The sequence below is a fragment of the Methylobacterium indicum genome (assembly GCF_017347565.1).
Taxonomy (GTDB): Bacteria; Pseudomonadota; Alphaproteobacteria; order Rhizobiales; family Beijerinckiaceae; genus Methylobacterium; species Methylobacterium indicum.
This window is the reverse complement of the sequence record NZ_AP024145.1, coordinates 4785637-4798982: the sequence shown is the minus strand read 5'-3', so window position 1 is coordinate 4798982 and position 13346 is coordinate 4785637. Positions and strand designations below refer to the sequence as shown.

Below are 13346 nucleotides of genomic sequence, written 5' to 3'. Positions count from 1 at the left end.
GGCTCTCTCACCCGCCTCCCGCGAACTCCGCCTCCAGGGCCGGGATCAATTCCTCCAAAAAGTCCTCGGCGGCGGCCGGCAGGGTGCGGCCGACCTTGGCGATCAGGCAGACCGGGCGGGAAAAGCTCGCCTCGGAGATCGGGCGCGAGCGCAAGCCGGGCTCGGCCCGGATCTCGCGGGCCGAGCCCGGCAGGATCGTGAGCCCGAGCCCGGCCCGCACCATCCCGACGGCGGTCATCATGTAGGTGGCCTCGCAGGCGGTCACGGGCCGGCGACCGGCGGCCACGAAGGCGGCGTCGACCACGCCGCGCACGCTGGTCGCGGCGTCCATCAGCACCAGCGGGTGCTCGGCCAGGGCCTCCAGCGTCACGGCCGCGACCTCCCCGATCGGGTGGCCCGCCGGGTAGACGACGTGCAGCCGATCCGCCGCGCGGGCGAGCACCGTCACGTCGGGGTCGCGGACCTCGCCGCCGGTCACGCCGAGATCGACCTCCTCCTGGCGCACCAGGGCGAGCACCCGCTCGGCGATCACGTCCTTGACCACGAAGCCCATCCGCGGATGCGCGGCCCGGAAGCCCGCGATCGCGTCCGGCAGCAGGCCCGCCGCCACCGAGGGCAGCGCCGCGATCCTGACGATGCCGTGGCGGCGCGCGGCGAGGTCGCGGGTATCGACCACCACGCTGTCGAGCTCGCGCAGCACGCGCTGGAAGACCGGCAGCAGCTCGCGTCCGGCCCGGGTCGGCGCGACGCTGCGGCTGGTGCGGTCGAGGAGGCGCACCGCCAGCGCCTCCTCCAGGCGGCGGATCTGCACCGTGAGCGCCGGCTGCGACAGGTTCAGGAGCGCGGCCGCCCGGGTGAAGCTGCGCAGATGCGCCACCGACACGAAGGCCCGGACGTGGCGCAGGTTGAGATCCATAACGAAACGCTATCCGGACGATCCGATCTTTTCAATTGTTAGATCTTCACCCTTGAGGTGTGATCCCGCGATCATCAACGGCGCCACGTCCCGAGCGCCGAACCCTGGGAGGAAGCGATGCTGGCCCTGCTCGGCCTGTGCACCATCGCGTTGTTGCTCGCGGCCATTCTCACCAAGCGCCTGTCGCCCCTCGTGGCGCTGATCGTGATCCCGGTCGCCGCCGCCCTCGTCGGCGGCTTCGGGCTCGGGACCGGCAAGTTCGTGCTCACCGGCATCCAGAACCTGGCGCCGGTCGTCGGCATGTTCGTGTTCGCGATCCTGTTCTTCGGGATCGTCAGCGATGCCGGCCTGCTCGACCCGATCATCGACCGGATCCTCGCGACCGTCGGTACGCGGCCGAGCCGGATCGTGCCGGGCACGACGCTGCTCGCGCTGCTGATCCATCTCGACGGCTCGGGCGCGGTGACGTTCCTCATCACGATTCCGGCCATGCTGCCGCTCTACGACCGGGTCGGGATCGACCGGCGCATCCTCGCCTGCGCGGCCTCGCTCGCGGCGGGCGTCAACTTCCTGCCCTGGACCGGGCCGATGATCCGCGCCTCGGCGGCGCTGAAGCTGCCGATTCCCGACATCTTCACGCCGCTGGTGCCGGTGCAGGCGGTGGGTCTCGTCTTCATCTTCGCCGTCTCGTACTGGCTCGGCCTGCGCGAGGAGCGCCGGCTCACGCTGGCGCGTGCCGGCGCCGTCGAGGCCGTGGCCGCCGAGACGCGGGTCTTGAGCGATGCCGAGCGGGCCCTGCGGCGCCCGGACCGGTTCTGGCTGAACCTCGTCCTCACCCTCGCGGTGCTCGGCACGATGGTGCTGATGGCGGAGAAGATCCCGCCGGCCCTGATGTTCATGCTCGGCACGGCGCTCGCGCTGATCATCAACTACCCGAGCGTGGACGCCCAGCGCCAGCGCATCGACGCGCACGCCAAGGCGGCGATCCTGATGGCGTCGATCCTGCTGGCCGCCGGCGTGTTCACCGGCATCATGCAGGGCACCGGCATGCTGAAGGCGATGGCGCAGGGGGCGGTAGCCTTCGTGCCCCCCGGCCTCGCGCCGCACATCCCCTTCGCGCTCGGCCTCGTCTCAATGCCGCTCAGCATGCTGTTCGACCCCGACTCGTTCTATTTCGGCGTGCTGCCAGTGGTGGCCGAGGTCGCCCATCAGCTCGGTGTGCCGCCGCTCCAGGTCGCGCAGGGCGCGCTGCTCGGCCAGATGACCACCGGATTCCCGGTGAGCCCGCTGACTCCCGCGACCTTCCTGGTCTGCGGGTTGTGCGGGATCGACCTCGCCGACCACCAGAAGTTCACTTTTCCGTTCCTGCTCGCGGCCTCCGTGGTGATGACCTTCGCGGCCGTCGCCTTCGGGGTCTTCCCATTATGAGCCCGCGGCACCCGCAGGGCGCCGTGCAGGTCCGAACGGGCGGCGGCGCCGATGCGCCGGACGCCCTCGCCGGAGGCAACCGAGGAAGAGATTCGATGAAGTCCATCCGCCTGGGGGCCGGGGCCGGCTATGCCGGCGACCGGATCGAGCCCGCGGTCGAGCTCGCCGAGCACGGCGCCCTCGACTACCTCGTCTTCGAGTGCTTGGCCGAGCGCACCATCGCGCTCGCCCAGCAGGCCCGCCTGCGCGATCCCGCCGCCGGCTACGATCCCCTGCTGGAGGCCCGGATGCGGGCGGTGCTGGCGCCGTGCCGCCGGAACGGCACCCGCATCGTTACCAACATGGGGGCCGCCAACCCCCTGGCCGCCGCCGAGAAGACCCGGGCGATCGCCCGCGACCTCGGCCTCGACGGTCTGAAGATCGCGGCGGTGATCGGCGACGACGTGCTGGAGGCGGTGGGCGCCGGCGACTACGAGGTCCTCGAGACCGGCGGCCGGGTGCGCGACCTCGGCAACCGGGTGATCTCGGCCAACGCCTATCTCGGCGCCGGCCCCATCGTCGAGGCGCTGGCCCGGGGCGCCGACGTCGTCGTCACCGGCCGGGTCGGCGATCCGGCGCTCTTCCTCGCGCCGCTCATCCACGCCTTCGGCTGGGCAGACGACGACTGGGACCGGCTCGGCCGCGGCACGCTCGCCGGCCACCTCCTCGAATGCGCCGGCCAAGTCACCGGCGGCTACTTCGCCGATCCGGGGGTGAAGGACGTGGCAGGTCTTTCCCGCCTCGGCTTCCCGATCGGCATCGTGACCGAGGACGGAACGGTCGAGATCACCAAGGTGCCGGGCTCGGGCGGGCAGGTGACGCTCGCCACCTGCAAGGAGCAGCTCCTCTACGAGGTCCACGACCCCGCCCGCTACCTCCAGCCCGACGTGGTGGCGGACTTTTCGCACGTGACCATGGAGGCGGTCGGTCCCGATCGGGTGCGAGTGACCGGCGGGCGCGGCACACCGGCGACCGGACTGCTCAAGGTCTCGGTCGGGCTGATCGACTCCTATATCGGCGAGGGCCAGATCTCCTATGCGGGGCCGGGTGCCGCCGCGCGGGGCCGCCTCGCCCTCGACATCGTGCGCGAGCGCCTGGACCTGACCGGCGTAACGGCGAGCGAGCTGCGCTTCGACCTGATCGGCATCGATTCCCTGCACGGGCCGGGCCGGGCCGCCGGGGCGCCGGAGCCCTACGAGGTCCGCATCCGGGTCGCCGGGCGCTGCGACAGCCTCGGCGAGGCGGCGCGGATCGGCAACGAGGTCGAGACCCTCTACACCAACGGGCCGGCCGGCGGCGGCGGGGCCTGGAAATCGGCCCGCGAGGTCGTCGGCGTCGTCTCGGTGCTGGTGCCGGCCGAGCTCGCCCGGCCGAGCGTGCGGATGATCGAGGCGTGAGGAGACATCCGATGAAGCTGCGCGCGCTCGCCCATTCCCGCACCGGCGACAAGGGCAACACCGCCAACGTCTCGCTGATCGCGATCGACCCGGCCGACTACCCACGCCTGGAGCGCCACGTCACGCCCGAGCGGGTGCGGGCGCATTTCGCCGGCATCGTCCACGGCGAGGTCGTCCGCTACGCCCTGCCGACTCTCGGCGCCCTCAACTTCGTGATGGCGCAGGCGCTCGGCGGCGGCGTCACCCGCTCGTTGGCGCTCGACGCCCACGGCAAGGGCCTGAGCGCGGCGCTCCTCGACATGGAGATTCCCGACGAGGCGTGAGGGTCGGCCGGGACGATGGCCGGCCGCATTCCGGCTCCGTCATCGCATAATTGTTGACAATCCTACGATAAGAATGATGATGGCTCAAGCCGAGGCCGATGCCCTGGCGTCGTCCATCCGTACCGGGTCGTCACCGATGAAGCTCGCATCCTACTGGCTCGAGACCGCGCCGCCCTTCACGGCCGGCAGCCCCGGCCCGTCGGAGGGACGCTACGACGTCGCGGTGGTGGGGGCGGGCTTCACCGGGCTCTCGGCGGCGCTCGCGCTGTCGAAGCGCGGCGCCCGGGTGGCGGTGCTGGAGGCCGAGGGCGTCGGCGGCGCGGCGTCCGGCCGCAACGGCGGCCAGTGCAACAACGGCTTCGCGTCGGATTACCGCGCCATCGCGGCCCGGTTCGGCGAGGAGCGGGCCGCGGCGCTCTACCACGCCTACGACGCGGCGGTGGACAGCGTCGAGCGGCTGGTCCGCGAGGAGGGGATCGACTGCGATTTCCGCCGCACCGGCAAGATCAAGCTGGCGGCCAAGCCCGAGCATTTCGACAAGCTCCAGCGCACCTACGAGGCGCTGTCGCCGAAGGCCGACCCGGACACCCACCTCGTCCCGGCTTCCGCCATCCGCGGCGAGGTCGGCTCGGACGCCTTCTACGGCGGCCTCGTCTACGCCAAGAGCGGCGGCATGCATGTCGGCAAGTTCGCCCGCGGGCTCGCCCGTGCGGCGGCGGGCCATGGCGCGGCGGTGTTCGAGAACGCCCCCGTCACCCGCCTGCGCCGGCTCTCCGGCACCGCCCACGAGGTCACGACCCCGCGCGGCACCCTGACGGCGAACCAGGTGCTGATGGCCACCGGCGCCTCGACGGTCGGCCCGCTCGGCTGGTTCCGCCGTCGCATCGTGCCGGTCGGCTCCTTCGTGATCGTCACCGAGCCGCTGCCGCGCGACGTGCTCGACCGCCTGATGCCGACCCGCCGCATGGCGACCAACACCAAGAACGTCGGCACCTATTTCCGGGTCACCCCGGACGACCGGCTGCTGTTCGGCGGCCGGGCCCGGTTCGCGGTCTCGAACCCGCTCTCGGACGAGAAGAGCGGCCGCGTGCTGCGCCGCGCCCTCGATCAGGTGTTCCCTGAACTCGCCCGGGCCCGGATCGACTATTGCTGGGGCGGCGTCGTCGACATGACCGCCGACCGCCTGCCCCGGGCGGGCGTCCGCGACGGGCTGTACTACTCGATGGGCTATAGCGGCCACGGCACCCAGATGGCGACCCATATGGGGCAGGTCATGGCCGAGGTGCTGGAGGGGCGCGCCGAGCGCAACCCCTTCGCGGGCTGGGACTGGAAGGCCATCCCCGGGCATTTCGGCCCGCCCTGGTTCCTTCCCTTCGTGGGCGCGTATTATCGTCTGCAGGACGTCCTGCACTAGGACGACGGTCTTCTGATCCGACCAGGGGGGCGCGGAGCGGCATGGCGAGCCAGAGTGACAGGGAGGCCAAGGCGGCGGTCGGGACGCCGGCCACCAAGCGCCTGCCCCGCACGACCCTGTCGGGCCAGATCGCCGGCCAGATCCGCGCCTCGATCCTCGACGGCAGCTACCCGCTCGGCGCCCAGCTCAACGAGATGGAGCTGGCCTCGGCCTTCGGCGTCAGCCGCGGCCCGGTGCGCGAGGCGATGCAGCGGCTGATCCAGGAAGGCCTCTTGCGCAGCGAGCCGCATCGCGGCGTGTTCGTGCCCGAACTCGCGCCCTCCGACCTCATCGACATCTACTTCGTGCGCCGCTCCCTCGAACTCGTCGCCATGCGGCGCATCCTCGAGACCCCCGACCGCGGCGGCGTGGTGCGCGACCTCGCGGGCATCGTGCGCCAGATGAAGGCGGCGGTGCGCCGCAAGGACTGGGCCCAGGTCGCCGACCTCGACATGCAGTTCCACCGTCGCATCGTCGACGAGGCCGGCAGCGAGCGCCTGACCCGCAGCTTCGCGACGCTCCAGGCCGAGACCCGCCTCTGCCTCCAGATGCTGATGGGCGGCTACAGCGAGAACGCCGCCCTGATCGACGAGCACCAGCTCCTCGTCGACCTGATCGAGCGCGGCGCCATCGAGCCGGCGCTCGCCGAGATGGAGCGCCATTTCGGCGATCCCGTCCGCACGCTGCACAAGGCCAACGCCTCCCGCAAGGAGAAGCTCGGCGCCGAGGCGGCGTGAGGTTTCGCGCTGCAACACACGCTCAAGCTTAATCCGGAGTGAGCCGGATCCGCGACTTTCGCCGTGATCCTCCCGGTTTTCGCTGACCAGCCGAGCAGAGGCTGGGGGTTGGACTTGGCTCAGTTTCATTTTCGAGTGGAACCACCGTAATCCGCGTGGTACCCGACCAATACGGACCGATTCGGTCCCTCTCCCCCTGTCGGGATCTGCCATGCTCCTCCGGTTCAGCTTCGGCCGGCTGGCCTGCCTGTCGGCGGCCGTCTTCGCCGGTCACCTCGTCGCGGCCCGTCCGGCCTCGGCTTGCCCGGCCCCCCTGCCGGCGGCGGCGGAACGGATGAGCCTCGCGCTGACCGAGGCGCACGTGACCCGGCGCGAGCCGGTGCGCGTCCTGGCGATCGGCTCGTCCTCGACGGAGGGGATCGGCGCCTCGGGCCCGGACCGGACCTACCCGCACCTCCTGGAGCAATCCCTACGGGGCGCCTGGCGCGGCACGCCGGTCGAGGTGACCAATGCCGGCATCGGCGGCGAGACCGCCGACCGGACCCTCGCCCGCCTCGCCGAGGCCCTGGGCCGCCCGGTGAAGCCCGACCTGGTGATCTGGCAGGTCGGCACCAACGACGCGATCACGGGGGGCGACGAGGCGGCGTTCCGCCGCCGGCTCGAGCAGGGCGTCGCCCTGGTGCGCGCCGCCGGCAGCGACCTGATCGTCCTCGACCAGCAATACTATCCGGCGATTCCCGACCACGCCCGCTACGAGCGCTTCGTCGGCCTCGTCGCGTCGGTGGCCCAGGAGGCCGAGGTACCGGTCTTCTCCCGCTACGCCCTGATGAAGGACTGGAACCGCCAGGATCCGGCGCTCCTCGCCGGCATGCTGTCGTCGGACCGGTTCCACATGGGCGACCAGGGCTATGCCTGCCTCGCCCAGGCGCTCGGCCGCGACATCCTCGACGCGGTGACTCCGCGCCCCGAGCCGCTCCAGGCGGTGGCGCGCGCCAAGCGCCAGAAGCTGCCGGATTCGGTGTCGCTGCGGCGGGGCTGACCTCGGCAGCACGTCGGTGGGTGTGGATCGGCCTCCTGACGGATGGGGTTCGGGGGCCTCGTCGGTTTTGGCGACCCGACCGGTGATCCGGGCAACCTCGGAGGTGGTTCTCAGGACCCGCCGAAGTCCTCGGCTGCTGCCCTCGACGGACCCGCGACGGGAGAGGGACGGTCCCGCTCCACTCCTTACAATTCCGGCGCCCGCCTATGCCACTCCGTCGCTGCCTGGAAGGCCTGGCCGATTCGCAGCGCCATCGCTTCCTCGTAGCCGCGGCAGACGATCTGGAGCGAGAGCGGCAGGCCCGCCGCCGTAGCGCCGTTCGGCAGGGCCAGGGCGCAGAGTTCGAGCAGGTTGCCGAAGCGGGTGAAGCGCGAGGGCGCCACCGCCTGGTCGACCGCGTCGAGGGGGATGGCCGCGCTCTCGGTGGTCGGGGTGAGGAGCGCGTCGATCCCGTCCATCGCCCGGGCGAAGGCGGCATTCATCTCGCGCTGCATCCGCCGCGTGCGCAGATATTCCTGCGCCGTGATCCCCGCGCCCGCCAGGATGCGCCCGCGGACGTCCTCGTCGAGGAGCGCGGCCCGGTCCTCGGCGACCGCGCCGTTGACCGCGTAGGCCTCCGCCTCGACGATCGCCGAGGTCGTCAAGAGGTCGGTGAAGCGGAACGGCAGCGCCACCTCGACGATCTCGGCCCCGCCCCGGGCCAGGGTGTCGAGGGCGGCATCGTAGGCGTCGAGCATCTCGGACGAAACGCCCACCCGTTCCGCCGCCGGCATCCTGGCGAGCCGCAGGCCCCTCACCCCGCGATGCAGTCCCGGCATCGGGTCTTCCGGCACCACGCCCCGGGTGTTCGGGTCGAGCGGGTCGGGCCCGGAGAGGAGGGTGTAGAGGAGCGCGACGTCTTCGACCGAGCGCGCCATCGGCCCCGGCGTGTCGAGGGTGGCGCTGAGCGGGACGATCCCGGCGGTGCTGATCCGCCCGATCGTGGCCTTCAGGCCGGTGAGCCCGCAATACGAGGCCGGCAGCCGCACCGAGCCGCCGGTATCGGTGCCGATGCCCCAGGGCGCCATCCGGGCCGCCACGGCGACGCCGGTCCCGCTGCTCGATCCGCCGGGGGTGCGGGCGACCGCGAGATCCCAGGGGTTGCGGGGCGTGCCCATCCGCCGGTTGGTGCCCCAGCCGCCGAAGGCGAACTCGACCGTATGGGTCTTGCCGAGCACGATCATGCCCTGCGCCAGCATCCGCCGGGCGATGGTGGCGGTCCCGGCCGCGCGCCGCGCGGCGAAATGCGCCGAGCCCCCGGTGGTGATCCGGCCCTCGAGATCGATCAGGTCCTTGAGCACCACCGGCACGCCGTGCAGCGGGCTGACGGCGTGGCCGGCGCGGATCATCCGGTCGGCGCCCTCGGCGGCGAGCCGCGCGTCGTCGGCGAAGACCTCGACGAAGGCCCGAAGCGTCGGCTCGAGCCGCGCGATGCGGTCGAGATGGGCCTCCACCGCCGCGACCGGCGAGAGCGTGCGGGCGGCGATGGCCCGGGCGAGCGCGTGGGCGGGCAGCGCGGCGGGATCGGTCACGGCAAGCCTCATGGAACGCTGATCCGGGTCAGGTCGACGAACCAGGATTCGGGCGAGACGTAGCCCTTCACCCGCGGCGACATCGCCCTGGGGTTGAGATCATGAACAACGTACAGCCATGGCGGGTCATCGACCAGCCGCTCGTGGCCGGCCCGCATCGCCGCGTCCATGGCCTCGGAATCGGGCGCGCGGGCGGCATCCGCCATCGCGGTGTCGAAGCCGGCATCCGTCCACTGGGCGAAGTTGAAGCCCTTCGGGGCGATGTTGGCCGACCCGAAGTAGCGCGCCATCACGGCGACGTCGGAGGTCGTCGAGGAGATGTTCAGCACGGTGGCGCCGCGCAGGGCCGGCGCGTCCGGCGTCGCCCGCATCGCGTTGAGCAGGACCTGCCATTCGACCACGTCGATGGCGACGTCGACGTCGCATGTCTGCTTCAGGTTCTCTTGCAGGAACTCGTTCATCGGCAGCGGCTGCATCTGGCCCGAGCCCGAGGCCGAGACCATCAGCCTGAGCGTGAGCGGCTTGCCCGCGCCGAACCCGGCCTCCGCGAGGAGCGCGCGCCCCTTGGCCGGATCGAGGCGGTAGCGGTTCTGCGGCGAGCCGAAATTCGGATCGCTCCGCTTGAGCCAGCCGAAAGCCGGCTCGGCGGTGCCGTTGAGCAGGGTGACCAGCGCGTCGCGGTCGATGCAGTAGTTCAGCGCCTGGCGCACCCGCACGTCCTTGAGCGGGCTTCCGGTGGCGCCGATGTTGTAGAGCCACGGCCAGATATGCGGGTAGGAGCCGGTGGTGACGGTGAAGCCGGCCTGGCGCAGCGACGGGATCGCGTCGGGTGCCGGCGCCTCGATCCAGTCGACCTGCCCGGCCCGCAGGGCGGCGATGCGGGCATTGGCCTCCGGGATCGGCATCAGCCGCACCTTCTCGACCTGCGCCCGGTGCGCCTCGTCCCAGTATTCCCCGTTGCGGGCGAGCTCGACCATCTCCCGCGGCTGCACCCGGGCGATGCGGAACGGCCCGGTCCCGGCCGCCGGCAGCGTCGCGACCCGGGCCCAGTCCCGCCCGGCCGCCTCGAACGACGCCGGCGAGGTGAACAGCAGGTAGACGACCATGTAGGGGAAGTAGGCGACCGGCTCGCGACTGGTGATCGCGACGGTGCGGTCGTCGATCTTGCGGTAACTCGCGAGGAGCGGCGCCCGGGCCCGGCTGATTCCGGCGGCCGGTGGCTCGTATTGCGGGCTGTCGGGCCTGAAGAAGCGGTCGAGGTTCCAGATCACCGCGTCGGCGTCGAAGGCGGTGCCGTCGTGGAAGCGCACGCCCTGGCGCAGGTGGAAGATCCAGGTGGCCGGATCGTCCGGCGCCTGCTCCCAGCGCTCGGCGAGGCCCGGCCGCAGGGCCGAGGCGCGGTCGGTGCGCGCGATGTCCCACAGCACCAGTCCCTCGAAGACCGGGTAGCCGAGGAAGCGCATTCCCTCGAAGCCGTTATTCGGCAGGCCGGTCGTCGTCGGAATGTCGGCCGCCGTCATGGCGATGCGGAGCACCGGCTCGGCGGCGGCCGGTGCCGTGGCGGAGAGGAGGGCCGAGAGGGCGATGGACGAGAGGCGCGGGCAGGTCATCACGAGGGCTGTTGGCACTGACGGGCTTGCTTGCGGGCGTTCTTGCAAGCGTTCTTGCAGGCGTTCTTGCCTGAGCAAGCTCTAAGCCATCCCGGCTCAGCACTCGTGTGGCCATCCGATCGAATTCTCAGCTTTTCAGCCGGTATCCCGTCTTGAAGATCCGGGCGACGGCCGCGAGGCAGACGACGAGAAAGACCACCGCCATGCCGAGGCTCACCGCCGGGTTGACGTCGGAATGGCCGTAGAAGCTCCAGCGGAAGCCGCTGATCAGGTAGACCACCGGGTTGACGAGGCTGACCGTGCGCCAGACCGGCGGCAGCATGTCGATCGAGTAGAAGCTGCCGCCTAGGAAGGTCAGCGGCGTGACGATGAGGAGCGGCACGAGCTGCAGCTTCTCGAACCCGTCCGCCCACAGGCCGATGACGAAGCCGAACAGGCTGAAGGTGACGGCGGTGAGCACCAGGAAGAGCACCATCACGAAGGGGTGCTCGATGCGCAGGGGCACGAACAGCGCGGAGGTCGCCAGGATGATCAGCCCGAGCATGATCGACTTGGTGGCCGCCGCCCCGACATAGCCGGCGACGATCTCGACCGCGGAGATCGGTGCCGACAGGATCTCGTAGATCGTGCCGGAGAAGCGCGGGAAGTAGATGCCGAACGAGGCGTTGGCGATGCTCTGGGTCAGGAGCGTCAGCATGATGAGCCCCGGCACGATGAAGGCGCCGTACGGCACCCCGTCGACCGACGTCATCCGGCCGCCGATGGCGGCGCCGAAGACCACGAAATAGAGCGAGGTCGAGATCACCGGCGCGACGATGCTCTGGAGCAGCGTCCGGAAGGCGCGGTGCATCTCGAAGCCGTAGATGGCGCGGATGGCGGGCCAGTTCATGCGCGGTCCTTCACGAGATCGACGAAGATGTCCTCGAGCGAGCTCTGTCGGGTCTGGAGGTCCCGGAAGCGGATGCCGGAGGCGGCGAGGTCGGTGAGCAGACCCGTGATCCCGGTGCGCTCCGCCTTGGCGTCGTAGGTGTAGGTGAGCACCGTCCCGTCCTGCGACAGGGCGAGGGGATGGCCGGCGAGCGCCGGCGGCAGGGCGGTGAGCGGGTCGTGGAGGAGGAGCGTCAGCTCCTTGCGGCCGAGCTTGCGCATCAGCTCGGCCTTCTCCTCGACCAGCACGATCTCGCCCTTGGCGATCACCCCCACCCGGTCGGCCATCTCCTCGGCCTCCTCGATGTAGTGGGTGGTGAGGATCACCGTGACGCCCTGCTCGCGCAGGCGGCGCACCAGGCGCCACATGTCCTGGCGGAGCGCCACGTCGACGCCGGCGGTCGGCTCGTCGAGGAAGAGGATGCGCGGCTCGTGCGAGAGCGCCTTGGCGATCAGCACGCGCCGCTTCATGCCCCCCGACAGGGTCATGATCCTGGCGTCGCGCTTCTCCCACAGCGAGAGGTCGCGCAGGATCCGCTCGATATGGGCCGGATCGGCTTTCAGCCCGAACAGGCCGCGGCTGAAGCTCACCGTCGCCCACACGGTCTCGAAGGCGTCGGCCGTCAGCTCTTGCGGCACGAGGCCGATCAGACGCCTCGCGGCGCGGGGGGCGGCCAGGATGTCGTGGCCGCCGACCGTCACCGTGCCGGTGCTCGGCGTGACGATGCCGCAGATGATGCTGATGAGGGTGGTCTTGCCGGCGCCGTTGGGCCCCAGCAGGGCGAAGATCTCGCCCTCTCGGACGTCGAGGTCGACGCGCTTGAGCGCGGCGTGACCGGAGGCGTAGGTCTTCGACAGGTTGGCGATCGTGATGATGGGCGTCATCCGGTCCCGGGGCGTGTCAGGGGCTGACGGGAATGGCCGATCACCTAGGCCAGCCGGGGGCGGATCGCCACCGCCCTCCCCCGAAACCCGACATGCCCGAGGCCTCTGCGGGTCGAAAAGCCGCGCTTGTTGCCCGGATGCGCGTCGGGCGCCGTCGCCCGGCGAACGGGCGACGTCGCGTGTTTACGGGTCTACCGGTCGCGGGGCGGCGCGTCCTCCGCCGCATCGTCCTCGACCTCGCCGTCATAGAGGTCGTCGTCCTCCGGGCCGTCGTCGTGCGCGGACTCGTCCTGAACCTGGACCTCGTCGTCGCGGGTGCGCGGCTTGGTGTAGAAGTTGCCGACGAGCAGCGCCTCGCCAGCGCCGACCATGCCGCTGAGATAGGCGTTGATGGTCGCCGGTGCGGCGTCGGGCAGCGCGCGCAGGATCTGCGGCTGCGACAGGCCCTGCGGCCCGGCCCCGTCGATCAGCGCCTTCAGCCGCCCCTTGGTCGAGTTCGCCCGCGGTCCCCGGGGGCCGCGCCGCCCGCCGGCGCGCGCCTCGGCGCCCCCGCCGCCGGCACTGCCGACCGCGAACCCGCCCGCCGGGCCGGCCGCCGGCCGCGCGAGGCCGAGATCCTCGATCGGCGTATCCTCGACGATCGCCCTGAGCGCGTTCTCGGCGAGCCGGAGCTTGGCGAGTTCCGCCCCGATCCGCTCGTACTCGGCCTCGAGCGCCGCACGCCGTTCGCTCACATCAGCCAAGGCCTTCATGAGCGCATCATTCTCCGACATTGCCCCTCCGGTGAAACTGGGCACCGGCTCCTTGCCCGAGGCGGTGTGGACCGTCAACGACGATGCGGACGTCCGGCGAAACGTCTCCGCGAGATGTCCCCATGTCCCGACACGAGACGGCCCCCGCAACGGCGTCCGCCATCAGGTCGATCCGGAGCCAAGACTGCCGAGATTCGCGACACCCGACAATCGAAGCCGTGCCCGACCGCCGTTCAACGGCATTGCTGGGTGAACGATATGGACTCGCT

The 13346-nt window shown here is 71.3% G+C and carries 12 protein-coding genes; 6 read left to right on the top strand and 6 right to left on the bottom strand.

The features are described from left to right. Positions 1 to 7: 7 nt before the first annotated feature. Positions 8 to 916 carry a LysR family transcriptional regulator gene (locus tag miv_RS22240; protein WP_207178930.1) on the bottom strand — a complete coding sequence of 303 codons (909 nt, stop codon included), beginning with the start codon at positions 914 to 916 and terminating at the stop codon, positions 8 to 10. A gap of 117 nt (positions 917 to 1033) precedes the next feature. On the opposite strand from miv_RS22240, the gene miv_RS22235 reads away from it, so the two are divergent. The 6 genes from miv_RS22235 (at position 1034) to miv_RS22210 (ending at position 7332) form a co-directional block, all read left to right on the top strand. Then, positions 1034 to 2344, top strand: coding sequence for a CitMHS family transporter (locus tag miv_RS22235; RefSeq protein WP_207178929.1), 1311 nt, complete (start codon positions 1034 to 1036; stop codon positions 2342 to 2344). Positions 2345 to 2439: 95 nt separating this feature from the next. Beyond that, on the top strand, positions 2440 to 3780 hold the full coding sequence (locus tag miv_RS22230) for an acyclic terpene utilization AtuA family protein (protein ID WP_207178927.1): 1341 nt from the start codon (positions 2440 to 2442) through the stop codon (positions 3778 to 3780). A gap of 11 nt (positions 3781 to 3791) precedes the next feature. Further along, complete coding sequence (locus tag miv_RS22225; RefSeq protein ID WP_207178925.1) at positions 3792 to 4103, top strand: AtuA-related protein; 312 nt, start codon at positions 3792 to 3794, stop codon at positions 4101 to 4103. A gap of 136 nt (positions 4104 to 4239) precedes the next feature. Beyond that, complete coding sequence (locus miv_RS22220; protein WP_048426719.1) at positions 4240 to 5517, top strand: NAD(P)/FAD-dependent oxidoreductase; 1278 nt, start codon at positions 4240 to 4242, stop codon at positions 5515 to 5517. 41 nt (positions 5518 to 5558) lie between these two features. Then, entirely contained in the window at positions 5559 to 6293 is a 735-nt protein-coding gene (locus miv_RS22215; protein WP_207178923.1) for a GntR family transcriptional regulator, read from the top strand. Positions 6294 to 6504: 211 nt separating this feature from the next. After that, entirely contained in the window at positions 6505 to 7332 is an 828-nt protein-coding gene (locus miv_RS22210) for an SGNH/GDSL hydrolase family protein (RefSeq protein WP_207178921.1), read from the top strand. Between the two features lie 185 nt (positions 7333 to 7517). Here the strand turns inward: miv_RS22210 and miv_RS22205 are convergent, their stop codons facing one another. The 5 genes from miv_RS22205 to miv_RS22185 form a co-directional block, all read right to left on the bottom strand. Continuing rightward, positions 7518 to 8915 (bottom strand): amidase, encoded by a 1398-nt coding sequence (locus miv_RS22205; RefSeq protein WP_207178919.1) that lies wholly within the window; start codon positions 8913 to 8915, stop codon positions 7518 to 7520. Further along, positions 8912 to 10531: an ABC transporter substrate-binding protein gene (locus miv_RS22200; protein WP_244748650.1), complete on the bottom strand. Its 1620-nt coding sequence runs from the start codon at positions 10529 to 10531 to the stop codon at positions 8912 to 8914. Before miv_RS22200 ends, miv_RS22205 begins: the two co-directional genes overlap by 4 nt. A 109-nt stretch (positions 10532 to 10640) precedes the next feature. Further along, positions 10641 to 11402: an ABC transporter permease gene (locus miv_RS22195; RefSeq protein WP_207178917.1), complete on the bottom strand. Its 762-nt coding sequence runs from the start codon at positions 11400 to 11402 to the stop codon at positions 10641 to 10643. Next, entirely contained in the window at positions 11399 to 12325 is a 927-nt protein-coding gene (locus miv_RS22190; protein WP_207178915.1) for an ABC transporter ATP-binding protein, read from the bottom strand. Before miv_RS22190 ends, miv_RS22195 begins: the two co-directional genes overlap by 4 nt. 191 nt (positions 12326 to 12516) lie before the next feature. Continuing rightward, a complete protein-coding gene (locus tag miv_RS22185) occupies positions 12517 to 13098 on the bottom strand; it encodes a hypothetical protein (RefSeq protein ID WP_425312935.1) in 582 nt (193 codons plus the stop codon). Positions 13099 to 13346 lie beyond the last annotated feature (248 nt).